Annotated in this window: 24 protein-coding genes; 11 read left to right on the forward strand and 13 right to left on the reverse strand. The window is 65.3% G+C overall.

The window, feature by feature from the left end; translation table 11 throughout:
• Positions 1 to 18: 18 nt before the first annotated feature.
• From AAG821_RS12980 to AAG821_RS12995, 4 genes are read right to left on the reverse strand one after another with little or no spacing between them, the layout of a single operon-like run.
• Positions 19 to 657, reverse strand: coding sequence for a glutathione S-transferase family protein (locus AAG821_RS12980; protein WP_341915914.1), 639 nt, complete (start codon positions 655 to 657; stop codon positions 19 to 21).
• Positions 658 to 716: 59 nt separating this feature from the next.
• Positions 717 to 1,172 (reverse strand): MaoC family dehydratase, encoded by a 456-nt coding sequence (locus tag AAG821_RS12985; RefSeq protein WP_341915916.1) that lies wholly within the window; start codon positions 1,170 to 1,172, stop codon positions 717 to 719.
• Positions 1,173 to 1,174: 2 nt separating this feature from the next.
• A complete protein-coding gene (locus tag AAG821_RS12990; protein ID WP_341915917.1) occupies positions 1,175 to 2,362 on the reverse strand; it encodes an epoxide hydrolase family protein in 1,188 nt (395 codons plus the stop codon).
• Between the two features lie 2 nt (positions 2,363 to 2,364).
• Entirely contained in the window at positions 2,365 to 2,991 is a 627-nt protein-coding gene (locus AAG821_RS12995; protein ID WP_341915918.1) for a LysE family translocator, read from the reverse strand.
• A 173-nt stretch (positions 2,992 to 3,164) separates the two neighbouring features.
• Between AAG821_RS12995 and AAG821_RS13000 the strand changes: the two genes are divergently transcribed.
• Positions 3,165 to 4,184 (forward strand): peptidoglycan-binding domain-containing protein, encoded by a 1,020-nt coding sequence (locus AAG821_RS13000; RefSeq protein WP_341915920.1) that lies wholly within the window; start codon positions 3,165 to 3,167, stop codon positions 4,182 to 4,184.
• A 6-nt stretch (positions 4,185 to 4,190) separates the two neighbouring features.
• On the opposite strand, the gene AAG821_RS13005 is transcribed toward AAG821_RS13000, so the two are convergent.
• Positions 4,191 to 4,508, reverse strand: a complete 318-nt coding sequence (locus AAG821_RS13005; protein WP_341915921.1) for a hypothetical protein — start codon at positions 4,506 to 4,508, stop codon at positions 4,191 to 4,193.
• A gap of 308 nt (positions 4,509 to 4,816) precedes the next feature.
• Between AAG821_RS13005 and AAG821_RS13010 the strand changes: the two genes are divergently transcribed.
• The gene (locus AAG821_RS13010) at positions 4,817 to 5,821 is read left to right on the forward strand and encodes a hypothetical protein (protein WP_341915923.1); all 1,005 of its coding nucleotides are present in this window, start codon (positions 4,817 to 4,819) and stop codon (positions 5,819 to 5,821) included.
• Positions 5,822 to 5,830: 9 nt separating this feature from the next.
• On the opposite strand, the gene AAG821_RS13015 is transcribed toward AAG821_RS13010, so the two are convergent.
• Both AAG821_RS13015 and secA read right to left on the reverse strand, forming a co-directional pair.
• Entirely contained in the window at positions 5,831 to 6,829 is a 999-nt protein-coding gene (locus AAG821_RS13015; protein WP_341915924.1) for a DUF2891 domain-containing protein, read from the reverse strand.
• 80 nt (positions 6,830 to 6,909) lie between these two features.
• A complete protein-coding gene (secA, locus tag AAG821_RS13020) occupies positions 6,910 to 9,627 on the reverse strand; it encodes a preprotein translocase subunit SecA (protein ID WP_341916302.1) in 2,718 nt (905 codons plus the stop codon).
• Positions 9,628 to 9,806: 179 nt separating this feature from the next.
• Here secA and dapE point away from each other — a divergent pair, with 179 nt between their 5' ends.
• From dapE to AAG821_RS13035, 3 genes are all read left to right on the forward strand, one after another.
• Complete coding sequence (dapE, locus tag AAG821_RS13025; protein ID WP_341912883.1) at positions 9,807 to 11,051, forward strand: succinyl-diaminopimelate desuccinylase; 1,245 nt, start codon at positions 9,807 to 9,809, stop codon at positions 11,049 to 11,051.
• A complete protein-coding gene (locus tag AAG821_RS13030; RefSeq protein ID WP_341912885.1) occupies positions 11,035 to 11,610 on the forward strand; it encodes a hypothetical protein in 576 nt (191 codons plus the stop codon). Before dapE ends, AAG821_RS13030 begins: the two co-directional genes overlap by 17 nt.
• A 166-nt stretch (positions 11,611 to 11,776) precedes the next feature.
• Positions 11,777 to 12,379 (forward strand): DUF6624 domain-containing protein, encoded by a 603-nt coding sequence (locus AAG821_RS13035; protein ID WP_341912886.1) that lies wholly within the window; start codon positions 11,777 to 11,779, stop codon positions 12,377 to 12,379.
• A gap of 9 nt (positions 12,380 to 12,388) precedes the next feature.
• Here AAG821_RS13035 and truA read toward each other — a convergent pair whose 3' ends face one another.
• The 3 genes from truA to def are packed head-to-tail and all read right to left on the reverse strand — an operon-like array spanning position 12,389 to position 14,586.
• On the reverse strand, positions 12,389 to 13,132 hold the full coding sequence (gene truA / locus AAG821_RS13040; RefSeq protein ID WP_341912888.1) for a tRNA pseudouridine(38-40) synthase TruA: 744 nt from the start codon (positions 13,130 to 13,132) through the stop codon (positions 12,389 to 12,391).
• The gene (gene fmt, locus AAG821_RS13045; RefSeq protein ID WP_341912890.1) at positions 13,132 to 14,052 is read right to left on the reverse strand and encodes a methionyl-tRNA formyltransferase; all 921 of its coding nucleotides are present in this window, start codon (positions 14,050 to 14,052) and stop codon (positions 13,132 to 13,134) included. The genes truA and fmt overlap by 1 nt, the downstream gene beginning before the upstream one ends.
• A gap of 15 nt (positions 14,053 to 14,067) precedes the next feature.
• Positions 14,068 to 14,586, reverse strand: a complete 519-nt coding sequence (def, locus tag AAG821_RS13050; RefSeq protein ID WP_341912892.1) for a peptide deformylase — start codon at positions 14,584 to 14,586, stop codon at positions 14,068 to 14,070.
• 107 nt (positions 14,587 to 14,693) lie between these two features.
• Between def and rmuC the strand changes: the two genes are divergently transcribed.
• Genes rmuC through AAG821_RS13070 form a run of 4 tightly spaced genes read left to right on the forward strand, consistent with a single transcriptional unit; the run spans position 14,694 to position 17,573 of the window.
• The gene (rmuC, locus tag AAG821_RS13055; protein ID WP_341912894.1) at positions 14,694 to 16,028 is read left to right on the forward strand and encodes a DNA recombination protein RmuC; all 1,335 of its coding nucleotides are present in this window, start codon (positions 14,694 to 14,696) and stop codon (positions 16,026 to 16,028) included.
• Positions 16,025 to 16,660 carry an exopolysaccharide biosynthesis protein gene (locus AAG821_RS13060; protein ID WP_341912895.1) on the forward strand — a complete coding sequence of 212 codons (636 nt, stop codon included), beginning with the start codon at positions 16,025 to 16,027 and terminating at the stop codon, positions 16,658 to 16,660. Before rmuC ends, AAG821_RS13060 begins: the two co-directional genes overlap by 4 nt.
• Positions 16,657 to 17,079 (forward strand): cupin domain-containing protein, encoded by a 423-nt coding sequence (locus AAG821_RS13065; RefSeq protein ID WP_341912898.1) that lies wholly within the window; start codon positions 16,657 to 16,659, stop codon positions 17,077 to 17,079. Before AAG821_RS13060 ends, AAG821_RS13065 begins: the two co-directional genes overlap by 4 nt.
• The gene (locus AAG821_RS13070) at positions 16,998 to 17,573 is read left to right on the forward strand and encodes a GNAT family N-acetyltransferase (protein WP_341912899.1); all 576 of its coding nucleotides are present in this window, start codon (positions 16,998 to 17,000) and stop codon (positions 17,571 to 17,573) included. Before AAG821_RS13065 ends, AAG821_RS13070 begins: the two co-directional genes overlap by 82 nt.
• A 126-nt stretch (positions 17,574 to 17,699) precedes the next feature.
• Here AAG821_RS13070 and AAG821_RS13075 read toward each other — a convergent pair whose 3' ends face one another.
• Positions 17,700 to 18,503, reverse strand: coding sequence for a helix-turn-helix transcriptional regulator (locus AAG821_RS13075; protein ID WP_341912901.1), 804 nt, complete (start codon positions 18,501 to 18,503; stop codon positions 17,700 to 17,702).
• Between the two features lie 83 nt (positions 18,504 to 18,586).
• Here AAG821_RS13075 and AAG821_RS13080 point away from each other — a divergent pair, with 83 nt between their 5' ends.
• The gene (locus tag AAG821_RS13080; protein WP_341912903.1) at positions 18,587 to 19,825 is read left to right on the forward strand and encodes an MFS transporter; all 1,239 of its coding nucleotides are present in this window, start codon (positions 18,587 to 18,589) and stop codon (positions 19,823 to 19,825) included.
• On the opposite strand, the gene AAG821_RS13085 is transcribed toward AAG821_RS13080, so the two are convergent.
• Together AAG821_RS13085 and AAG821_RS13090 are read right to left on the reverse strand one after the other, a co-directional pair.
• Entirely contained in the window at positions 19,784 to 20,686 is a 903-nt protein-coding gene (locus AAG821_RS13085; protein ID WP_341912906.1) for an EamA family transporter, read from the reverse strand. The genes AAG821_RS13080 and AAG821_RS13085 overlap by 42 nt on opposite strands.
• Before the next feature lie 150 nt (positions 20,687 to 20,836).
• On the reverse strand, positions 20,837 to 21,328 hold the full coding sequence (locus AAG821_RS13090; protein WP_341912908.1) for a hypothetical protein: 492 nt from the start codon (positions 21,326 to 21,328) through the stop codon (positions 20,837 to 20,839).
• Between the two features lie 254 nt (positions 21,329 to 21,582).
• On the opposite strand from AAG821_RS13090, the gene AAG821_RS13095 reads away from it, so the two are divergent.
• On the forward strand, positions 21,583 to 22,635 hold the full coding sequence (locus tag AAG821_RS13095) for a Rieske 2Fe-2S domain-containing protein (protein ID WP_341912910.1): 1,053 nt from the start codon (positions 21,583 to 21,585) through the stop codon (positions 22,633 to 22,635).
• Positions 22,636 to 22,684: the final 49 nt, after the last annotated feature.

Here is a 22,684-nt window from a genome sequence, read left to right on the forward strand (position 1 = left end):
GGGAGCGACGAGAGGAGGTCACTTCCAGTGCGGCGGCCAGGTCTTCTGCATGATCGGCAGTGCCTTCATGCGCGCCATCCAGGCACCCACCTTCGGGCTGAAGATATCGGCGGCAATCGCCTCGGGCTTGCGCAGCTGGAAACGCCCGATGATGGCAAGATGCGGATACAGCGTGTAGTCGACCACCGACACCGCATTGCCGTTCACATAGTCGCCGGCGATCTGCGGCTCCCAGTTGGCGATTTCGGCTTTCACATCGGCTACGGCTGCGGCCAGTTTCGCCGCATCGGCTTTTTCCGGCGGTGCGAACACGGCGCCGAACAGCTCACCCACCTTGGTGCCGACATCGTCGTCGGCCTCGCGGATCATGCGGCGCTGCTCGGCGCGCTCACGCAGGTCTTTCGAGAATAAGGGTGCCTGCGGCCAGCGCTCCTCGACATATTCCATGATGGCAGCCGATTCACGGATGACGAAATCATCGTCCACCAAAATGGGCACGCGCTGGCGCGGGTTGAGCTTGGTGTATTCGGGTGTCCTGAGGTCGCCCTCGCTGAAGGACAGCACCTTCAGTTCATAGGGCACCTGCTTGTGTTCCAGCGCGAGCCAGACGCGCCAGGCATAGGCAGAACCGGAACCATAATAAAGCGTGACGGACATGGTGGTGTTTCCCTGGACTGAGTTTGCGTCGGCTTGAGAAAGGGCGCTGCGCGCCAGAGTCAAGCCGGCCGTTTCAGCACCATCTGGGTGCCGAAGAAATGCATCACGGTGTCGCCCGCCTGGTTCTCGATCCAGTATTTCATTTTCACGATGCCGCGGTCGGGTTTGGAGGCGCTCTCGCGCTTGTCCTCGATGCTGGCGCGGCCATACAGCGTGTCGCCCGGCCGCACCGGCATGAACCAGCGGATCTCGTCCAGCCCCGGCGAGCCCATGCTGCCCTTGCCGAGCAGGCCGGCATCCAGCAGCATGCGGAACCCCAGCAAGGCGGTCTGCCAGCCCGACGCGATCAGGCCTTTATACGGCGACTGTTCGGCGGCCAGCTTGTCGATATGGAAGGGCTGCGGATCGTAGTTGAAGGCAAAGGCCAGAATCTCGGGCTCCGAGATGGTGCGGCCATCGGCGCGGATGATCTCGCCCACCGTGTAATCCTCAAACCAGCGTTCGTTCTTGCTCATATTTAAACAACCATGTTGCGGAAGAAGTCCTGCACATCGGCGACGAAAGCTTCGGGCTGCTCCATCGCGACAAAATGCCCGCCGCGTTCGAGGTCGTGGCGATGCGTCACGTTATAGCCGCGCTCGAGCCAGCCTTTCGGCGGCGGCGGCACTAGGTCCCAGGGCGGCAGCAAAAAGCCGGTGGGGCTGCGCACGAATTCGCCGGGCTTGAGAGCCATGTCGCCGGAGCGGACGGCCGCCCAGTACATCCAGGTCGATGTGGTGGCGGTATCGGTCAGCCAGTAGAGCGCCACATTGGCGATCAGGTGATCGAGATCGAAGGGCGGTCCCTGTTCGGCCGGCGCGCGCGGGAAGCCGTGGAATTTCTCGATGACCCAGCCGGCCAGGCCGGCGGGACTGTCGCTCAGGCCAAAGCCGAGCGTCGAAGGCTTGGTGCTCTGGATGGCGAAATAGCCGGCCTCGCTGGCATAGAGCTTCTTGGTATGGGCGATCCATTCCTTCTCGCCGGCGCTGAGCGGCGCGGAGTCTTTGGTCAGCGGCGGGCGCAGCGGCACCATGTTGAGATGCAGCGCCGCGGCATGATCGGAAAAATCGGCGCCGAGCCAGCTGGAGACGATCGAGCCCCAGTCGCCGGCCTGCACCAGAAAGCGATTGAAGCCCAGCACCTCCACCATCAGGTCGCGCCACAATCTGGCAATGGCACGCGGGGCGATGGGTTTCTCCAGCGGCATCGAGAAGCCATAGCCCGGCAGGGTCGGGCAGATCACGGTGAAGGCGTCTTCCACCTTGCCGCCGAAGCGTTCGGGATGCGCCAGCTTCTCGATCACAGCGATGAATTCCAGCACCGAGCCGGGCCAGCCATGGGTGAGCAGCAGCGGGCGCGGCGTGTCACCGGAACCCGGCTCGATCAGGAAATGAATGGTCTGCAGCGTGCCGGTATCGGGGCGTTTCAGTTTGACGCGATACTGCAGGAAGGCATTCAGCCGCGCTTCCCACTGGCGCCAGTCGAACCGTGTCTGCCAGTGCCCGATGACGCGGCGCATATAGGCGCCGTTGCTGCCATACTGCCAGGCGGCATCGGCGGGCTCGGCGGGGAACCGCGTGCGCGCCAGTCGATCTTTCAGGTCGGCCAGTGCCGCCTCGGGGATCGCGATGGAGAATTTTTCCGTCGCCGGAGCGAGCCGCAGCATGGTCAGCCGCGCTTCAGCGTGGCGGTCAGCATGCCCGCGCCGATCAGCATGGCGCCACCCGCACGGTTCATGGTCTTCAGCACACGCGGGCTCACGATGCGGTTGCGCGCCTGGCCCATCATGGCGATCCAGCAGCCCTGGATGCTGGCGGCCAGCACATTCATGGTCAGCGTCAGCACCGCCACCTGCGGCCAGAGCGGCCGGGTCGGGTCGATGAACTGCGGCAGGAAGGCGGCGAAGAACAGGATGCCCTTGGGATTGAGCAGCGTGACGATGAAGGTCTGCAGGATGGCATCGCGCGCGGTGGAGGCGCCGGCACTGACAGGCGTGAGATCCATGGGCGGGGCGCGCCACAGCTTGATGCCGAGCCAGAGCAGATAGGCGGCGCCGATCCATTTCATCGCCGTGAAGGCCTCGGCCGAGGTGGCAAGGATCGCGCTGAAGCCGAGCATGGACAGCGTGATGGCGCAGATGTCGCCGAGCGTCACGCCGATCAGGCTGAGCGCGCCGCGGCGCGGCCCGCCGGCCATGGTATGGCCCAGCACCATCAGCGTGGTGGGGCCGGGGATCAGGATCATCACGGTCGCGGCGGCGGCGAAGGCGAGCCAGAGTTCTGGGCTGACGGGCATGCGGTTTCCTCCGGTATCAGAGCAGCCAGCCATAGGGTGGCGGGGATTGGCAAGGCTTCCCGTAGGTTAGGCGGAATAGAATTTAACAAGAACTTTTTCTTGCAATTATACGAATAATATCCTATTATGAATTCATATTTTGTTCTTTTTTAATCGTCCGATGGAGATTTCCGATGGCTTCGCCGCTCGACGAGATGGATTTCAGCACCCTGTTCGGCTCCAACCCGGCGCCGGAGCCCGATTCCGACCCCTTCGGCCGCATTGGCGCCGGCGATCCGGCCTGGGAAGCGGCGCGCGGGGCCTGGATGAACGGCGCCCCGCTGAACAGCCTGTTCGGCGAACGGCTGTTCGATCTCAATGGCACGGTCGGTACCGGGCAGGCCAACCAGCGCGGCGACGTTTTCAAGACCCAGGCGCTGCTGCATCGCGAAGGCGTGCTCGATGCCGAGGCCACCGGCGGCCCGACCGGCTACTGGGGCAACCGCGACGACGCGGCCTTGCGTCGCCTGCAGAAAGAGAATGGCCTCACCGTCGATGGCTGGGCCGGTCCGGGCGGCGAGACCATGGGCTGGCTGCGCGATATCTACCGGCCGCCGCAGGGCCTGCAGGTGCAGAGCGGGGCAGTCAGCGATGCCAACGCAGAATCGCAAACGGGGCCGGCGTCCGGATCGCCGCCGCCGGCGGCGGATCGCGACGCCATCCGCATGTCCAACCATGCGCTGGCCACCACGCTCGGCCTCGACCCGGAGACGATGGAGCTGGACAGCCTTGAGACCATGCGCGGCCTGGGTGCGGTACGCTTCTATCATCACCTCGACAAGCGCGGGCAGTATGCGGCGATGGCGGACATTGAAAAACTCGGCCGCAGCAATCCGGCCCTGGCCGGCAAGTTGCGCGCCAAGATCGCAGACAGCATCGCCAATCCGGTTTGGGAGGTTCCGGCCATGACACCGCAGCGGCTGACCGAGTCCAAACGCGAGACCGAACAGACGCTGCAGATCATGCGAACCATCGAAGGCATCACCGATGGCGGCAGGGGTGCCTGGCGCTATGGCAAGCCGAAGGGGGCACCCAAGGTGATCGGCCTGGGCATGCGGGTATTCGATTACGGCATCGGTGCGGCGCGCAAAGGCTTTGAAGACCTGCTCGAGCGCCTCAATGCCGAGGAACAGCGGCGCAGCAGCGGGCCGTGAGCGGCGTCAGCGCAGCGGCGGCGCGAGAAGGCGGTTGATCCAGCCCAGCAGCAGCAGCAGCGGAATGGCGATGAGAAAAATGCCCCAGTAACGGGCCGGCCATTCGGTGGCGCGATCGATGATGAAGTAGATGCGTCGCCAGGATGTGGCGCGCTTCGCCGCCGTCCACAGGCGCAGGGTTTCCGGGATCAGCCAGGCCGGATAGGTGGCGAGGGCGATGAACCCCACCAATGTGCGGTCGAGCAGGGTGCGTTTGGGCAGGCTGACGCCCAGCGCGCGTTCGAAGCCGTCACGCTCTTCGTTGGGTAGCCGATCTCCGGTCATGCTCACGACTCCAGTCTATCAGCTTCGTCTTGCCGGAGCATCAGCGGATGCCGATGACGCTAGTATGCAGCGGTCGTCATGTCGTCAGCCCCTCCACCGCCAGCGCGGCATAGTTGGCGAGCCAGTGTTCGCCGCCATACTCGCCGCTTTCCAGAAACGGCAGGCTGGCGGCTTCATGCGCGGCAGCCGACTGCCAGCAGGCCCGACTGATCGCCGGTCAGATGGGCGGCCAAGGCGGGCCACAGAATACGGGTCTTGGCAATATGTATTGGCTTTGGTGTTGCGGGTGCTAGGATTTTTCGAAGGACTTGGAAAGGGAATTCATGCGGGCAGTTTTCCTTGCGGCAGGAACTATGGCCATTTGCACTTGGTCTGCGGTGGCACAAGCAAACTGGACCGACGTATCATATGCGCGGAGCTGGCTGAGTTTCGATCCGCCAGGACTGTCTGGCCGTCCGACCCATATCTTTGAGTGGGTCGACTCTGGCGCCTCCAAGCGAACGGCCCGCAGCTTCGCCTATCTTTTTAATGGCAACAGCAACGACGATGCGTTTTCTCATATCCGCGTATGGGCAGTTGCCGCCGATGGGAATTATTATAACAGCAACCCTGATTTCGACGGCCGCCTGTCGGTCGTTTACAGGGAGTTGCGCAGCCAGCGGATCGACTGGATCGATGCACAACGGCTCACATCACCCTCGCCACTGGGAACGATCGAGTATCGCCGCTTTAACGTGACGGGGAATTCCTGCGTGTCGTTTGGGGGGCTTTTCGGGCGCGTTTCGGCAATCGGGTTCATGAGCGGCCGCGCGCAGAAAACCGGTACCGAGCAAGTGATGGGCTACTATTGCGCGATCAGGGGATACACGCTGTCGGAAGCCGATGTTCAGGTCGTGCTCTCCAGGCTCTCTTTCGAGGGATTGGGCAAGGCGGAGGGATCGCCGCCGCAGCCATTCGTTGCGACTCCGGGTCCGGCACCAGCCTTTCCACCGCCAGTGCCCACTGTTACCGCCGATGTTCTTAAGGTCGTTTTGTCATGGGAAGGGTTGCCCGAGCCGCTGTCAGGGACCATCACAGTGGAACTGGATAAGGCGACCGCGCGTCTTGAAATACGTCTGCCCAATCAAAGTGGCGTCTGCCACGGCAAGTCGGTGCTCGAGAAAAACGGGACTGGCACATGGACGGTTGAATGCCCGGATGGGAGCTCAGGCAAGGGAAGCTTCCGTGAGATTGGCAGAACTGGCGGCGCCGTTGGCGAGGGTGTCGACAACAAAGGCGCGCGTATTTCTTTCACGATTGGCGACGCTGGCTAAATCAAGGGCCTAGCCGTCCAGCCCGTCCACCGCCAGCGCCGCATAGGTGGCGAGCCAGTGTTCGCCGCCATACTCGCCGCTTTCCAGAAACGGCAGGCTGGCGGCTTCATGCGCGGCGGCCGACTGCAGCAGGCCCGACTGGTCGCCCGGCAGACAGTCGGCGATGCCGCGCAGGCACCAGGCCCGGCTGAGATTCAGGCCATCAAGATGCACGCCCTTGGCATCGGAGCGATCCGCCACGATGGCGGGTTTGAACACCGTCGTGGCATTGGGCAGGAAGCGGTTCCACCAGGCGGCGAAGTCAACCTGTGGCATCAGCGCGGCGATCAGCAGCGCCTCGACCAGGCCGCCGGAGAGGAAATCGTCGCCATTGGGTTCGTAATGCGCCGGATAGTCGGTGTCGGCCCGGAACACCCGTTCGGCATAGGCGGCAATCGCCGGTTCCAGCGCCGGCTCGCCGGTGACATGCGCATAGTGCAGCGCCAGCAGCAGGCCAAAGGCCGTGTTGAAATGGGTGCCGACGCGGATCGGATAGGTGAGCTTCTCCATATAGGCGGGAAAGCGCGCGACGATGCGCTGTTCCAGTGGCTGCAGCGCCGCGCGCCAGCTGGCCGCCTGCGGGTGATCCCACAGTGCGAGTTCGGCGCTCAGCGCCAGCAGCCAGCCCCAGCCATAGGGCCGCTGCCAGGTGTTGCGGCCCGGCGCATCGAGATAGGCGGCCTCGCCGGCGCCGGCTTCGGCTGTGAAGAAACGCGCATAGAGCGCAAGCGCCTGCGGTGCTGCGGCGAGAGCGGGATGCCGGCGCAGGCAGCGCGTCAGCAGCCACCAGCCATGCACGCAGGAATGCCAGTCGTAACTGCCCCAGAAGATCGGATGCAGCTTGTGCGGTGGCTGCATGTCGTCCGGGCCATGGACGAAATGCGCCAGGCTGTTGGGGTATTCGGTGGCGAGATTGCGCAGCGGCAGGGCAGCGAAACGTTCGGCCTGGGCGAGGGTGAGCTGGGTCATGCGCGGATCATCGCATGCCGCGCGGGCAAAGAAAAAGGCGCCCGGCCGCAGCAGGGCGCCTTTGCTGGAACAGCCACGGCTTACTTGCCGTGGCAGTATTTGTATTTCTTGCCCGAGCCGCAGGGGCAGGGTGCGTTGCGCGGGGTGGCCTTCCAGGTCGACTCATCGTTGGGGTCGATGGCGGCACCGCGTGCCTGCGCCACCGGGCGCGCCGGCAGGGCATCGTCGTCGCTGCCGCCTTCCAGCGCTTCGCCGCGGCTTTCATGCATGGGGATCGAGGGCCGCGCGAACAGCTCGGCCGGCGGTTCCTCGGCGCGCACTTCGACGCGGGCGAGGATGGATGTGACCTGTTCGCGCACGCGGGTCAGCATCTGTTCGAACAGCGAGAAGGCCTCGCGCTTGTATTCGTTCAGCGGGTCCTTCTGCGCATAGGCACGCAGCCCGATGGCCTGGCGCAGGTAGTCCAGGTGATGCAGATGTTCCTTCCAGGTCTGGTCGAGCACCTGCAGCAGCAGGCTGCGCTCGACCATGCGCATCACATCGGGGCCGAAATTGGCGGCCTTCTCGGCCATGCGGCGCTCGACCGCATCCAGCAGCCGCTCGCGGATCTGCTGTTCGGCGATACCTTCTTCCTTGGCCCAGTCGACGATCGGCAGCTCCATCGAGAAGATGCGCGCCACTTCCGCCTGCAGGCCTTCCGCATCCCACTGTTCGGCATAGGCGCGTTCGGGGATGTGGCGGGTGACCAGGTCGTTGACGATCTCGTCGCGCATGTCGCCCACGGTATCGGCGACATTGTCGGCGCTCATGATGTCGATGCGCTGCTCGTAGATGACCTTGCGCTGGTCATTCATCACGTCGTCGAATTTGAGCAGGTTCTTACGGATCTCGTAGTTGCGCGCCTCGACCTTCTGCTGCGCCTTTTCCAGTGCCTTGTTGATCCAGGGATGGATGATCGCCTCGCCCTCTTTCAGGCCGAGCCGCTGCAGCATGCTGTCCATGCGCTCGGAGCCGAAGATGCGCAGCAGGTCGTCTTCCAGCGAGAGGAAGAATTTCGATGCGCCCGGATCGCCCTGGCGGCCGGAACGGCCGCGCAGCTGGTTGTCGATGCGGCGGCTTTCATGGCGCTCGGTGCCGATCACATAGAGGCCGCCGGCAGCGCGCACCTTGTCCTTCTCCACCGCCACTTCGGCGCGGATCTGCGCCTCCATCTTGGCCTTCAGCTCGCCTTCCATGCCCTGGGTTTCGGCCAGGATGCGCATGTCGGCATTGCCGCCGAGCTGAATATCCGTGCCGCGACCGGCCATGTTGGTGGCAATCGTCACCGCACCCAGGCGGCCGGCCTGGGCGACGATGAAGGCTTCCTGGTCGTGATGGCGCGCGTTCAGCACGTGATGGGGAATGTTCTTCTGCTTCAGGAAGTCGGACAGCAGTTCCGACTTCTCGATCGACACGGTGCCGACCAGCAGCGGCTGGCCCTTTTCGCGGCATTCGCCGATCAGGGTGACGATGGCATCGAATTTTTCGCGCGCCGAACGATACACCTCGTCGTCGCCATCGATGCGGGACACCGGCACATTGGTCGGGATCTCGACCACTTCCAGGCGGTAGATGTCGGCGAATTCGGCGGCTTCCGTCGAGGCCGTGCCGGTCATGCCGGCCAGCTTGGGATACATGCGGAAGTAATTCTGGAAGGTGATCGAGGCCAGCGTCTGGTTCTCGGTCTGGACGGCCACGCCTTCCTTGGCTTCCAGCGCCTGGTGCAGGCCATCGGAATAGCGGCGGCCTTCCATCATGCGGCCGGTGAATTCGTCGATGATGATGACCTTGTCATCCTTCACGATGTAGTCGACATCGCGGGTGAACAGCACATGGGCGCGCAGCGCCTGGTTGGCATGATGGACGACGGCGATATTCTCGATGTCGTAGAGCGAGTCGGATTTCAGCAGGCCGGCGGCGCGCAGGATTTCCTCGATATGGCCGGTGCCGTTCTCGGTGAAGTTGACCGAGCGCTGCTTCTCGTCCTTCTCGTAATCCTCGGGTACCAGCTGCGGGATCAGCGCATTGACCTTCACATAGAGGTCGGTGGTGTCTTCCGAGGGACCGGAGATGATCAGCGGCGTGCGCGCCTCGTCGATCAGGATGCTGTCGACCTCGTCGACGATGGCGAAGCTGAACGGGCGCTGCACCATATCCTCGCGACGGAACTTCATGTTGTCGCGCAGATAGTCGAAGCCGTATTCGTTGTTGGTGCCATAGGTGACGTCACAGGCATAGGCGGCGCGGCGTTCGCTGTCGTCCAGCCCGTGCACGATGACGCCGACGCTGAGGCCCAGGAAGCGGTAGACCCGGCCCATCCATTCGGCGTCGCGCTTGGCGAGGTAGTCGTTCACGGTGACGACATGCACGCCGTTGCCGGGCAGCGCATTGAGATAGACAGCCAGCGTGGCCACCAGCGTCTTGCCTTCGCCGGTCTTCATTTCGGCAATGCGGCCGTCATGCAGCACCATGCCGCCGATCAGCTGCACGTCGTAATGGCGCTGGCCCAGCACGCGCTTGGCGGCCTCGCGCACCACGGCAAAGGCTTCGGGCAGCAGGTCGTCCAGATCGGCGCCGGGCTTGCCATCCACACCGGCCAGGCGCTGGCGGAATTCAGCGGTCTTGGCCTGCAGTTCGGCATCGCTCAGCGGGGCCATCTGGGCTTCCAGGTCGTTCACCGCCTGGACGGACTTCAGGTAGCTTTTGACGGCACGGTCGTTGGCCGAACCGAACAGCTTCTTGGCGATCGCGCCGAACATCTATGCCGTACCCCTGGGAAATGCGCTAAATCCACGTCGCGCAACGAGAACCGGCGCAACGGAAACCGGGGCATTAGATATGCATTGCCCCCCTCCATGTCAACGAAGGGACCCTGCGTCATAACCCCGCCGAATCACCAGGTCTGGCCGCATTGACCCGCAGCAATTCAAGGGGTTACATGCCGGCGTCTCCTCAAACGCGTCCGTCCGGGGTCCCTGCCGTGTCTGCCTCCGCCTTGCCTGATCCCGTTGAACTGTCCCAGGCCCTGATCCGCTGCCCGAGCGTGACCCCGGCCGACCAGGGGGCGCTGGGGGTGCTGGAGGCGGCGCTGACCCCGCTGGGCTTCCGCTGCGAGCGGCTCAAATTCTCGGCAAACGGCACCCCGGACGTGGAAAACCTCTATGCCCGCTGGGGCACCGGCGAGACCAATTTCTGCTTCGCCGGCCATACCGACGTGGTGCCGGTGGGCGATGCCGCGGCCTGGACCGTCGACCCCTTCGGCGCCGAGATTCGCGACGGCCAGCTCTATGGCCGCGGCGCCACCGACATGAAATCGGCGATTGCCGCCTTCACCGCCGCTGCCGGCCGCTTCATCGCCGCGCGCAAGGGCCAGATTCCCGGCGGCATCAGCCTTCTCATCACCGGCGACGAGGAAGGCCCTGCCATCAACGGCACCGACAAGGTGCTGCAATGGCTGGCGCAGAAGGGCGAAAAGCTCAGCGTCTGCGTGGTGGGCGAGCCGACCAACCCGCTGCGGCTGGGCGAGATGATGAAAATCGGCCGCCGTGGCTCGCTGACCGCGCGGCTGACCGTGCATGGCGTGCAGGGCCATGTCGGCTATCCGCATCTGGCCGACAACCCGATTCCGAAACTGCTCGATATCCTCGCCGCGCTGAAGTCGCGCCGCCTTGATACCGGCAACGCGCATTTCGAGCCGTCCAATCTGGAAATCACCACCATCGATGTCGGCAATCCGGCCAACAACGTGATCCCGGCCAATGCGAAGGCCGTGCTGAACATCCGCTACAACACCGAGCAGACATCGGACGGCCTGAAAAGCTGGATCACGCGCGCCTGCGAAGCCGTCTGCGGCGGCCAGGGCGAGAATCGCGCCCTGCTCGGCACGCGGTTCGACCTGGTGCTGGAAGACGGCGCCAAACCCTTCCTCACCGCGCCCGGGCCGTTTGTTGCGGCGATGGCGGAAGCGGTGAAAGAGGGCACCGGCCGCGTGCCGGACCTCAGCACCACCGGCGGCACTTCGGATGCCCGTTTCATCCAGGCCTATTGCCCGGTGGTGGAATTCGGCCTGGTCGGCCAGACCATGCACAAGGTCGACGAACGGGCCGGCGTCGAAGATATCCGCGCGCTCTCCAAAGTCTATGAAGGCATGCTGCAGCGGTTCTTCGATGGCCTTGCCGCATAAGGCCGAAATCCTTTCTGCCCTGAAGGGCCTCGGCCTGCTGCTGCGCGGCGATGGTCGCGCGCTGCTGTGCTACGACCTGTCGCTGGACGGCTTCTGGCGCAGCTTCTGGCTGCCGCTGCTCATGCTGGTGGCCTATGCGCTGCTGATGCAGCCCGATGCCGCCGAGCAGGCCTACTGGGGCGACGACACCACGGCCTTCACGCTGGTGCAGGTGGTGAAATTCGCCGCCGCCTGGGTGGCGTATTTCGCGCTGATCGCCGGGCTCAGCCGGCTCTATGGCCTGGGCCAGCGTTTTGCCGTGTTTGTTGTGCTCTACAACTGGGCGCAGGGCATCACCACGGCGGCGACGCTGCCGCTGCTGGCGCTGGCACGCTGGGATCTGCTGCCAGCCGGCACGCTGGGCGGCTGGAGCACCGCTTTGCTGCTGGCCTGGCTTTACATCGTCGTGCGCATCGCCCGGCTCGGGCTGGGGGCGCCGCTGCCGCTGGCGCTTGCCGCTGCGGCCCTCGACCTGATGGTCAGCCTGCTGCTGCATCGCGTGATTGATCTGCTGTCCTGAGCCGGCGCTTTCCCCTACGGCGTTTACCATACCGGCGAATCGGCGGATTTCAGGGCGAATCCATCGCCCGGCTGGACTTGGGCGGTGCATCACGGCAGGGTAGGCGACAGCGAATCACATCGCCTGCGGCACGCCGCCCCCATGCGGCTGCAGATAGGGAAACGTCATGGACCAGAGTTTGCGTCAGAAGCTGATCGGCATGGTCGAAGATGCGCGCCGTCTGCGCGCGGTGCTCGCCGCCGATGGCAGCCTGTTCCAGGGGTATAACGAGCAGCTGCGCAATTTGCACAACACCCATGCCAAGACGCTGGCCGATATCGTCGATGCCAAGGGCTGGCCGGGCCGGATGCTTGTGGGCGAAGATGGCGCCGCCGCCGCCTGGATGATCGTGCAGCAGGCCATCGGCCTGCCGCGTTTCATGCGCGCCTGCCTGGAGGTGATCGAGGCCGCCGCGAGCAAGGGCGATGTGCCGCGCTGGCAGGTGGCTTTGCTCACCGACCGCATCTGCTGGCTCGAGGGCCGCCCGCAGATTTACGGCACGCAGTTCGACTGGGATGCCAATGGCGAGCTGAGCCCGGTGCCGATTGCCGATGAAGCCAGCGTGGATGCGCGCCGGGCGCTGTCAGATCTCATCCCGCTGATCGATGGCATCCGCCAGCGCCGCACCGAGGCCCAGCAGAATGGTGAAAGCGCACCGCCGCCGGCCGAAGCCGCCGCGCGACGCAAGGATTTCGACGAATGGGCGAAAGCCATTGGTTGGCGCAGCTGAGCCGCTGACTCAGTAATCCACCTGCATCAGGCACAGCCCTTCCGGCGGCGCTGTCGGCCCCGCCGCGCGGCGGTCGGCTTTTTCCAGCGCCGCACTCACATCATCGGCCGTCCAGCGGCCTTCGCCGACCAGCTTCAAGGTGCCCACCATGATTCGCACCTGGTTGTGCAGGAAGCTGCGCGAGCGCGTGGTGACATGAATCTCGTCGCCCGCGCGCATGACCCGCAGGTCATCCAGCGTGCGCAGCGAAGACTTCGCCTGGCATTCGGTGGAGCGGAAGCTGTTGAAGTCGTGATGGCCGAGCAGGCGCTGGGCTGCCGCATGCATCGCGGCTGAATCCAGCGGTACCGGCACATGCCAGACCTGGCCGGCCTCCATCGCCGGCGGCGGGCGGCGGTTGAGGATGCGGTAGAGATAGTGCCGCGCCGTGGCCGAGAGCCGCGCGCTGAACTCGCCGTCGACAATGGCGGCATCCAGCACGGCGATGCGGTCTTCGCGCAGATAGAAGTTCAGACCGTCGCGCAGCTTGTCGGGCGTGAAATCGCGGTCGAGATCGAAATGCACCACCTGGCCGCGCGCATGAACGCCAGCATCGGTGCGGCCGGCCACCACGGTTTCGACGCTCAGTGCACCGCCGCAGATCGCCTGCACGGCGGTCTCGAAGGTCTGCTGCACGGAGGGCATGTCGCGCTGGCGCTGCCAGCCGGCAAAGCGGCTGCCGTCATATTCCAGTGTCAGGCGATAGCGCGGCATCAGGCGAGCCGTGTGCCTTTGGGCAGCGGCAGGCCGTGCAGGAAATCGGCAATCGCCACGGCGGATTTGCTCGGGCGCTGCAGTTTCAGCAGCTTCAGCGCGCCATCCCCGCAGGCGACCGTGCCGGCATCGTCCAGCATGGTACCGGCCGCGCCGCTGCCCGAGACCGGCTCGGCGGCCAGCAGCTTGATGCGTTCGCCGTTCAGTTCAAAGGTCGTGCCGGGGCCGGGATTGAGCGCGCGCACCATGCGGTCGATCTCGGCGGCAGATTTCGTCCAGTCGATGCGGCCTTCGTCTTTGGCAAGCTTGGCCGCGTAAGTGACGCCGTCGGTCGCCTGCGGCTGCGGCTGGATTTTTCCGGCGGCAAAGTCATGCACCGCGCGCACCATCAGCGGTGCGCCGATGCGCGCCAGGTCGTCATGCAGCTGGGTAATGGTCATGCGTGGGGTGATCGCCACGCTCTCGCGCAGCAGCACCGGGCCGGTATCGAGGCCGACATCCATCTGCATGGCACAGACGCCGGTCTCGCTATCGCCGGCCAGAATGGCGCGCTGGATCGGCGCCGCGCCGCGCCAGCGCGGCAGCAGCGAGGCATGCAGGTTGAAGCAGCCATACTTCGGCGCATCCAGCACCGGCTTGGGCAGCAGCAGGCCATAGGCCACCACCACGGCGGCATCGGCGTTCAATGCAGCAAATTCCGCCTGCGCGTCGGCGCTCTTCAGGCTGACCGGATGGCGCACCATCAGGCCATGCCGTTCCGCACAGGCCTGCACGGGCGAGGGGGTCAGCTTCTGGCCGCGGCCGGCCGGGCGTGGCGGCTGGCTGTAGACGGCGACGATCTCGTCGCCGGCCGCGAGGAAAGCCTCCAGCACCGGCACGGCGAAATCCGGCGTGCCCATGAAGACGAGGCGCAATGTCATTGGCTCTGATCCGGCTCAGCCGGCTTCGGCGAGGCGCTTCTGCTTCAGCAGCTTGCGCAGGATCATGTTGCGCTTCAGCGCCGACAGGTGGTCGACGAACAGCACGCCGTCGAGATGGTCCATCTCATGCTGCAGGCAGACCGCCAGCAGCCCCTCGGCATGCAGCTCCTGGCTGTTGCCGTCGCGGTCGAGATAGCTGACCTTCACTTCGGCCGGGCGTTCCACCTCGGCATACTGCTCCGGCAGCGACAGGCAGCCCTCTTCATAGAGCTGGTCGTCATCCGACACCCAGGTGATTTCCGGGTTGATGATATAGAGCGGCTGCTTCGCGTCGCCGTCGCGGGAGACGTCGATCACCAGCATGCGCTTGGGGATGCCGACCTGGATCGCCGCGAGGCCGATGCCCGGCGCGGCATACATGGTCTCCAGCATGTCATCCAGCTGCTGGCGCACCGCATCCGTCACCGCTTCGACCGGGGTCGAAACGGCTTCCAGCCGGGGGTCCGGGGCAACAATGATCGGCAACTGGGCCATGGGTTAAAATCCGTGATACGGCGATCTTAAATCTGGGGCGTGAGATAGGCTGCGGGCTGGCAGTCCGTCAAGCCCGCTGATATTTAACGTCCATGCCCATGGATATAATGCCGATTCTCGCAATCGCCAGCATTGCCGGCCTGGCGATCGTGCTGATTCTGCTGGTTTTGCTGCTCCGGCGGGCCGGCGGCGGTGCTGGTGAGGCAGCCCTGCTGGCCGAGCTGCGCGACCAGCTGGACCAGGCCCGCGACGAGGCCGCCACCGCCCAGGCCGCCCGGCTGGAGGCCGAACGCGCCGCCGCCGGCCTGCGTGCCGAGCTGGGGGTGAAAAGCCAGGCTTTCGAGAAACTGGCTGAAACCGCCACCATGGCGGCCCGCGCGGCAGCCCTGGAATCGGCCGGCCAGATGTCGAGCAAGCTGCTGGCCGACTTCAAGCGTGAGGGCGAGGCGCAGAAGGAAGACGCGGAAAAGAAGGTCCGCGGTGTCACCGAGGCGGTGGTTAAGCAGATGGCCGAGGTGGCGCAGGTGGTGGCGACCACGGTGGCGCAGCAGAGCCAGGACAACCGCCGCGTCGAGGCCATGCACCGCATGCTGTCGCATCCCGGCGGCGCTGGCCGGCTGGCCGAGATCGGCCTGGAAAACACGCTGAAGGCTTTCGGCCTGCAGCCGGGCATCGACTTCATCCTGCAGCATCACATCGCCGGCGACAGCGACCGCGGTGCCTTGCGCCCCGATGCGGTGATCTTCCTGCCCGGCGATGCGGTGCTGGTGGTCGATTCCAAAGCCTCCAAGCTGCTGCTCGATCATGCCGAGGCCGAAGGCGAGGGCGCCGAGGCTGCCGCGCTGGCCCAGCTGGCCCAGCGCATGAATACCCATCTGCGGGCGCTGACGGCAAAGGATTACGGCAATGCCGTGCTGGCGGCCTACAAGGATTCGAACCGCGGCGGCAGCCTGAAACGCAGCATCGTGGCGATGACCCTGCCCAACGATGCGGCGGTCGAAAAGCTGCGGCTGGCGGCGCCGGATTTCGAGCAGCGCGCCATCCAGGCGGATGTGATCCTGGCCGGGCCGTCCTCGCTGTTCTCGCTGATCGCGTTTTCGCGCATGCAGATCGACAGCGGCCGCCAGGCCGAGAATCACCAGAAGATCATCGATGCCGTCACGTTGCTGATCGAATCGACCGCCACGGCGCTGACGCTGGCCGAGAAGATGGGCCGCGGCCTGCAGCAGGCGACCGAGCAGTTCGAAAGCTTCAGCCGCTCGGTCAACACCCGGCTGCTGCCGCGCGTGCGCAAGCTGGCGCAGCTCGGCATCCGGCCATCGAAAAGCGCGCCGGCGGCGCTGCCCAGTTTCGAGGTCAATGTGCATCGCACCGATGACGTGATCGAGGCCGATGTCGAGGAAGTGGCGGCGCCGCGCCTGCCGGGGCTGGACGGCAAATGACCGACCAGGCGCCGTCGACCCCGGCCGATTCCGCGCCGGAAAAGATCAGCGATATCGTCGCCGCCCTGTGCGACGGCTGGGAGGATGACCGCATCAGCCTGGACGAGCTGCTGCAGGCCTTTGGCGCGCGCAGCTTCGGCCTGCTGGTGCTGGTGTTCGCGCTACCCAACGGCATTCCGGCGCCGATCGCGCCCGGACTCTCGGCCATCCTGGGCGCGCCGCTGCTGCTGCTCTCGGTGCAGATGCTGCTGGGTTTCAGCACGCCGTGGTTTCCCGCCAGCTGGCGCAGCCGCAGCTTCCGCCGCGCTGATGTGGCCAAGCTGCTGCGGCCGGCCCTGCCGTATATCATCCGCATCGAACGCTATATCCGGCCGCGCCTGTCGCATCTGGCCGATGGCGGCACCAGCCGCCTGATCGGTGCCCTGGTGCTGTGGAATGCCATACTGCTGTCGCTGCCGATCCCGTTCGGCAACCTGATCCCGGCCTGGGCGATCATCCTGATCGCCATCGGCCAGATCGAACGCGACGGCGTGATCGTGATCGCCGGCATGGTGGTCAGTGTGATCGGTGCTGGCTGGGTGTGGTTCCTGCTCGATGTCGGTCTGGCGCTGCTGGAGCGGCTGTTCGCATGACCGCCGCGGATGTGATCCGCCTGCTCGGCCTGCAGCCGCATCCCGAAGGCGGGCATTACATCGAGACCTTCCGCGATGCCGCGGTGGATGCCAACGGCCGCAGCCGCTCGACCGCGATCTATTTCCTGCTGCAGCAGGGCGAGGCATCGCATTGGCATACAGTGGATGCAGTGGAGACCTGGCACTGGCATGCCGGCGCGCCGCTGCGCCTTCGCATTGCCGAAGCCGCCGGCGCTCCGGTGCAGCAGATCCTGCTCGGCAACGATCTGGCCAAAGGCGAGCGGCCGCAGGGCGTGGTGCCGACCGGCTGGTGGCAGGCGGCGGAGTCGCTGGGCGCGTGGACGCTGGTGGGCTGTACGGTGGCGCCGGGCTTCGACTTCGCCGGCTTCACGCTGGCGCCGAAGGGCTGGGCACCCTGAAGGACCCGGTCCGCATCCGCGCGGCCCTGCCGGAGGATGTTGCAGCCGTCAGCACCCTGCTGATCGAAACCTGGCACGATACCTATGATGCGCTGCTGGGCAGCGACAAGGTCGACGAGATCACACAGCTCTGGCATGCGCCGGCGGTACTGCTGCAGCAGCTGAAGCAGCCGCGCATTTCCTTTCTGGTGGCCGAGACGGCGGGGCAGATCGTCGGTCATGCCTTCGCCAGCGCCTGGAACCTGCCGGCGCTGGAGATCGCGCGGCTCTATGTGCGACCGGACCGGCAGCGCCAGGGCATCGGCAACCGCTTTCTCGATGCGCTGATCGCGCTGTATCCGCGCGCCGACAAGCTGAGCCTCTCGGTGGAGAAGTTCAATTTCCGCGCGGTCGCCTTCTACCTGCACCACGGCTTTGTCATCCACGACGAGGCGGTGGAGGATGGCGCGGCGATCCTGTTCCTGGAAAAGACGCTGCCGCAGCGCGAGCCTTAGCGCCGCTATATTTGCCGTCACCCTTGGGCTTGTCCCAAGGGTCCATCCCAACGTTCCGCGCATCGGCCCATAGATATTCTTGGGCAGATGGACCCTCGGAATAAATCCGAGGGTGACGATTTTTGTTTAGGAGTGTGCTCGTGAAAAATACCGGCCCGGTGTGATGCCCAGGCTGCGGCGGAACATCGCCGTAAACGCCGCCGGGCTGGCATAGCCGAGATCGCGCGCCACCAGAGCCACCGGTTTGCCACCACTCAATTGCGCCAGCGCCTCGGCCAGGCGCGCCTGCTGACGCCAGGCCTGGAAGCCCAGGCCGGTTTCGCGCTGGAACAGCCGTGCCAGGCTGCGGCTCGACATCCCGGCCTCACGCGCCAGCGTCTCGATATCGGTATTGTCGCTCAGGCGGTCCAGCATCAGGCGGCACACCGCCTGCAGTCGCGCATCCTGCGGCAGCGGCAGATGCAGCGGCACCACCGCCACGCCGCGCAGTTCATGCAGCAGCAGTTGTGCAATCGCCTCTCCGCGGCTGCCGGCCTCATACTCCACCGGCTCTTCCATGGCGGCAAGGATCAGCGCGCGCAGCAGGTCGGAGACCTCGATCACCTGGCAACTGCCCGGCAGGGCGGCAGCCGTATCGGCGGCGATATACAGCGTGCGCATCGCCACCGCGCCGCTCATGTGGATCTCATGCGCGATGCCGGGCGGAATCCACAGCGCGCGCTGCGGCGGTACCACCCAGGTGCCGCCATTCTCTTTATCTTTGGGCGCGGTGCTGACCCGCATCACGCCCGTGGTGGCATAGATCAGCTGGCCGCGCTCATGGCTGTGCGGCGCGATATGGTGGCCGGACGGGAAATCCTTCGGCATCGCCGCCACCGGGCGGGCGACGCGCTGGTAATCCTCGGCATTGGTGCTGCGCCTGGCGGCCATTATGTCTGATTTTCGATAGAAACAGGCAGGACGATGCTTATCAGACAGGGTTATCCTTGGCGGATCAAGAGGAGTTTCCGTCCATGCCGCTGGCCCGCCGGGTGATCAACTACGTCAACATCGCCCATCTGTTCGACCATATGTTCATGCTGATCTTCCCCACCGCCGTGCTGGCGATGGAGGCGGATTTCGGCCGCAGTTACGGCGAGCTGCTGGCGCTGTCCATCGGCGGTTTCATCGCCTTCGGTGCCGGCTCGATCCCGTCGGGCTGGCTCGGCGACAAATGGAGCCGGCGCAACATGCTCGGCGTCTTCTTCATCGGCATCGGCCTGGCGGCCATCCTGGCCGGCAGCACCAGTTCGCTGTGGATGCTGGCGCTGGCGCTCACGCTGATCGGGCTGTTCGCCTCGATCTATCACCCGGTCGGCACGGCGATGCTGACTGCCCATGCGGAATCGGTCAGCTCGGAAAAGCTCGGCCGCGAGCTTGGCACCAATGGCGTCTGGGGCAATGTCGGCGTCGCCTGCGCAGCGCTGGTCACCGGCGCGATCGCGCAATTCCTTGGCTGGCGCTACGCCTTCTTCATTCCGGGCCTGATCTCCATTGGCTTCGGCATCGCCTATCTGGTGATGGTGCCCGACCATGCCAGCCCGCCGCGCAAGGGCAAGCCGCAGGTGAAGGTGCCGCGCGCCATTGCCGTCCGCGCTTTCGCGGTGCTGGCCGTGGTGGGCGTCAGCGGCGGCGTGGTGTTCAATGCCGCGACGATTGCGATGCCAAAGCTGTTCAGCGAACGCATGCAGGATCTGATCGGCACGCCGGTCGGCATCAGCCTGCTGGTCTTCGTGGTCTATCTCGCCGGTGCGCTCGCGCAGCTGATCATCGGCCGCCTGGTCGACCGCTATACGCTCAAGCAGATTTTCGTGACGGTGTCGTTCCTGCAGGCACCCTGCCTGCTGCTCGCCGGTCTCACCGAAAGCTGGTGGCTGATCCTGCCCTGCCTCGGCGTCATGTTCGCCGTCTTCGGCCAGGTGACGATCAACGACACCATGGTGGCGCGCTACACCTCGGATGAATGGCGGGCGCGGGCATTCTCGCTGCGCTATCTGCTGTCGTTTGGCGCCAGCGCCACGGCAGTGCCGCTGATCGCGCTGGTCTATGACCGTGGCGGCGGCTTTGACACGCTGTTCGGCGTGCTGGCCGTGCTGGGTCTCAGCATCTTCCTCTCGGCGCTGGTCTTCCCGGGCGGATCGCCCACGGAAGCGGCGCGTGACCTGCAGCCGTCAGCGGCGTCCGCCATGAGATCTGAGGTCGGCCGTGCCTAGCACGGCGCCGCCGATGATCAGCGCGCAGGCCGCGATCACCGGCAGGGTCAGCGCGCCCTGGCCGAACACGATCAGCAGCAGGGTGGAGAGCAGCGGCGCCGCATAGGCCATGGTGCCAAGCGCGCGCACATCGCCGCGTTTCATGCCGTGATCCCAGCAGAAGAAGGCCAGCCCGACCGGGCCCAGCCCCAGCGCGATGACGGCAGCCCATTCTGCGGTGTCGGCTGGCCATGATGTGGTCTCAAACGCGACATGCCCGATCCACGACAATAAAGCCGTTGCCGCACAAAAAGCGCCGACCGCATCGGTGGGGACAGTGGCGAAGCGGCGGCTCAGCACCGAATAGCTCGACCAGGTGAAGGCGCAGGCAAAGGCGGCGGCGTAGCCGGCCGCATAGCGCCAGTCGAAGCCCAGCTCGCCCTTGCCGGCGATCAGGATCACTGTTCCCGCGAGACCCAGGCCTGCGCCAGCAAGATGAAACCAGCGCAGCTTTTCGCCCGGCAGCAGGGCCGAGAACAGCACGATCAGCAACGGCCAGAGATAGTTGATCAGGCTGGCTTCCAGCGGCGGCGCCAGTTTCAGCGCCAGGAAATACAGCGCGTGATAGCCGAACAGGCCGAAGATACCGAGCGCCCAGGCGGCCGGCGCCAGTCTGAAATGCTTCAGCACGCCATCGCCGCGCAGCAGCCACATCGCCACGGCGGCCAGCGCCGACAGCGAGAAGGTCATGGCGGTGAGCTGCAGCGCTGGCACGCTGGGCGTGAGCGTGGTGAAGAGGGCGAGGGCGGCCCAGAGCCAGATGGCGATGGTGCCGATCAGGGTGGCGCGCAGTTTGGCGCGCGCAGTGTTGGAGGCGGTCATGGGTGAAATCCGAACGGAAGAAAGGGGCGCGGCGATGCCCCATGCAGTCATGGGCGCATCGCGCAGAACAAAGAGATGAGAGCCGCCGGCCGGAAACCGATGTTTAGGGAAAAGCCGGGCCTCGTTCAAGCGCCCGGATCAGACAGCGCGTCAGGCCGTCTGCGCCGCCTCAAGCCGGTAATACAGCGGCGAGGCGTCTGCTTCCAGCAGGCGCAGGGTGCCGCGGATGGTCACCGGCTGGTCGGCCAGGGCGACGGGCTGCGCCGCTTTCACCGCCACGATGCGGCGCAGGTCGCCCAGCATGCAGGAGGTGCAATGGAACTGCATGGCGCCCAGCACGAACTCGCTGTGCACCGCGCCGTCGCGGAACGGCATCATGAAGCCGGACAGCACCACCTGACGGCCGTCGAGCTGGCGCAGGGCGGCGGGGAAGCGGCTGATGGTGCCATCGCGGAACAGGCTGTCGCCGGCCTGGGCCAGCTGGTCCCAGTCGAGCGCGCCATCCACATGCGGCGCCGGCACGCGCAGGTGATCCGCCACGCTGGCCGGTGCGGGCTCCAGCGACAGCGCCAGGGCAGGGCTGGTCGCAGCCGTGCAGGCAAATCCGGCGGCGGAAGCGGCTAGGAACTGGCGACGGCGCATGGCGAGCCTCATAAACGGATGCTGGCGTTATATTGTACCATCATGGGGCGCTTTTCAAGAAAACACCCCTCTGCGCCGGAAAACAGTCTGGCGAATCGGCTCGGGTTTTGCATAGTGGCGGGGAGGGTTTCGACCCTGCCAGCGGAGGCGACCATTTGCGGTAGGCCGGCTGGTGGCCCCATCCCCATCCTGGCCTTGATTCATCAGGAGAATCGGCCGGAGTCCGGGGCCCAAGCGACAGGACACCGTGTCCCATGCTCACGACCCAGCAAAAGACCCTGCGTAAATTCTGGTACGCCACCGTCAAACTTGCCGATTTACAGAGCGGCCCGAAGCCCTTCCGCCTGATGGGCGAAGACCTGGTGCTGTTCCTGGATGCCGAGGGCAAGCCGGCCGCGCTGGCCGACCGCTGCTGCCACCGCACCGCCAAGCTATCCAAGGGCTGGTGCGAGAACGGCAACATCGTCTGCGGCTATCACGGCTGGACCTACGACAAGACCGGCCAGTGCATCAAGATTCCGCAATACCCCGATAACGCCGCCGTGTCAGGCACGCTGAAGACACCGAGCTATCGCTGCCAGCCGCGCTATGGCTATGCCTGGGTGGCGCTGGAAGAGCCGCTGGCCGAGATCTTCGACATCCCGGAAGACACCGATGCGGGCTTCCGCCGCATCGACCAGTTCTACGAGGTGTGGAACTGCGCGCCGCTGCGCATGCTGGAGAATTCTTTCGACAACGCGCATTTCTCCTTCGTGCACAAATCCACCTTCGGCCAGCTCGACCAGCCCAAGCCGGAGAAATACGAGATGCAGGAAACCGATTATGGTTTCTATGCCGAATCAATCGTGCCGATTGCCAATCCACCGATCGCCCATCGCGTCACCGGCACCACGGCGCCGACCACCACGCGGCATATGCGCAATCACTGGTACATGCCGTTCTGCCGCCGCCTCGACATGGAATATCCCGGCGGCCTGCGCCACATCATCTTCAACTGCGCGACACCGATGGAAGACGGCAAGATCCAGCTGGTGCAGTGGCTCTACCGCAACGACACCGAGGACCAGTGCTCCACGCAGGAGCTGATCGACTGGGATGCGGTGATCACGCTGGAGGATAAAGAGATCCTGGAGGCCACCGATGCCGATGCCTGCATCGACATCAGCCGTCGCATCGAGGCGCATATGCCATCCGACAAGGGCGGCCTGATCATGCGCAAGCGCCTGCTGGAGCTGTTCAAGGCGCATGGCGAGGGCGAGGTTTACCGGGGTATGCCGGCGCGGCCGCTGCAGAGCGCGGCGGAGTAGGGTCGCCCTTCGTTCATCACTGATTGTCACCCTGGGGCTTGTCCCCAGG

It is taken from the genome of Ferrovibrio terrae, from assembly GCF_943372915.1.
GTDB classification, from domain to species: Bacteria; Pseudomonadota; Alphaproteobacteria; order Ferrovibrionales; family Ferrovibrionaceae; genus Ferrovibrio; species Ferrovibrio terrae_A.

Bases quoted from the DNA above. Each gene is read 5' to 3' on its own strand.
- AAG821_RS12980 (WP_341915914.1), bottom strand. From the start codon at position 657: ATGTCCGTCACGCTTTATTATGGTTCCGGTTCTGCCTATGCCTGGCGC.
- AAG821_RS12985 (WP_341915916.1), bottom strand. From the start codon at position 1,172: ATGAGCAAGAACGAACGCTGGTTTGAGGATTACACGGTGGGCGAGATC.
- AAG821_RS12990 (WP_341915917.1), bottom strand. From the start codon at position 2,362: ATGCTGCGGCTCGCTCCGGCGACGGAAAAATTCTCCATCGCGATCCCC.
- AAG821_RS12995 (WP_341915918.1), bottom strand. From the start codon at position 2,991: ATGCCCGTCAGCCCAGAACTCTGGCTCGCCTTCGCCGCCGCCGCGACC.
- AAG821_RS13000 (WP_341915920.1), top strand. From the start codon at position 3,165: ATGGCTTCGCCGCTCGACGAGATGGATTTCAGCACCCTGTTCGGCTCC.
- AAG821_RS13005 (WP_341915921.1), bottom strand. From the start codon at position 4,508: ATGACCGGAGATCGGCTACCCAACGAAGAGCGTGACGGCTTCGAACGC.
- AAG821_RS13015 (WP_341915924.1), bottom strand. From the start codon at position 6,829: ATGACCCAGCTCACCCTCGCCCAGGCCGAACGTTTCGCTGCCCTGCCG.
- secA (WP_341916302.1), bottom strand. From the start codon at position 9,627: ATGTTCGGCGCGATCGCCAAGAAGCTGTTCGGTTCGGCCAACGACCGT.
- dapE (WP_341912883.1), top strand. From the start codon at position 9,807: ATGCCGGCGTCTCCTCAAACGCGTCCGTCCGGGGTCCCTGCCGTGTCT.
- AAG821_RS13030 (WP_341912885.1), top strand. From the start codon at position 11,035: ATGGCCTTGCCGCATAAGGCCGAAATCCTTTCTGCCCTGAAGGGCCTC.
- AAG821_RS13035 (WP_341912886.1), top strand. From the start codon at position 11,777: ATGGACCAGAGTTTGCGTCAGAAGCTGATCGGCATGGTCGAAGATGCG.
- truA (WP_341912888.1), bottom strand. From the start codon at position 13,132: ATGCCGCGCTATCGCCTGACACTGGAATATGACGGCAGCCGCTTTGCC.
- fmt (WP_341912890.1), bottom strand. From the start codon at position 14,052: ATGACATTGCGCCTCGTCTTCATGGGCACGCCGGATTTCGCCGTGCCG.
- def (WP_341912892.1), bottom strand. From the start codon at position 14,586: ATGGCCCAGTTGCCGATCATTGTTGCCCCGGACCCCCGGCTGGAAGCC.
- rmuC (WP_341912894.1), top strand. From the start codon at position 14,694: ATGCCGATTCTCGCAATCGCCAGCATTGCCGGCCTGGCGATCGTGCTG.
- AAG821_RS13060 (WP_341912895.1), top strand. From the start codon at position 16,025: ATGACCGACCAGGCGCCGTCGACCCCGGCCGATTCCGCGCCGGAAAAG.
- AAG821_RS13065 (WP_341912898.1), top strand. From the start codon at position 16,657: ATGACCGCCGCGGATGTGATCCGCCTGCTCGGCCTGCAGCCGCATCCC.
- AAG821_RS13075 (WP_341912901.1), bottom strand. From the start codon at position 18,503: ATGGCCGCCAGGCGCAGCACCAATGCCGAGGATTACCAGCGCGTCGCC.
- AAG821_RS13080 (WP_341912903.1), top strand. From the start codon at position 18,587: ATGCCGCTGGCCCGCCGGGTGATCAACTACGTCAACATCGCCCATCTG.
- AAG821_RS13085 (WP_341912906.1), bottom strand. From the start codon at position 20,686: ATGACCGCCTCCAACACTGCGCGCGCCAAACTGCGCGCCACCCTGATC.
- AAG821_RS13090 (WP_341912908.1), bottom strand. From the start codon at position 21,328: ATGCGCCGTCGCCAGTTCCTAGCCGCTTCCGCCGCCGGATTTGCCTGC.
- AAG821_RS13095 (WP_341912910.1), top strand. From the start codon at position 21,583: ATGCTCACGACCCAGCAAAAGACCCTGCGTAAATTCTGGTACGCCACC.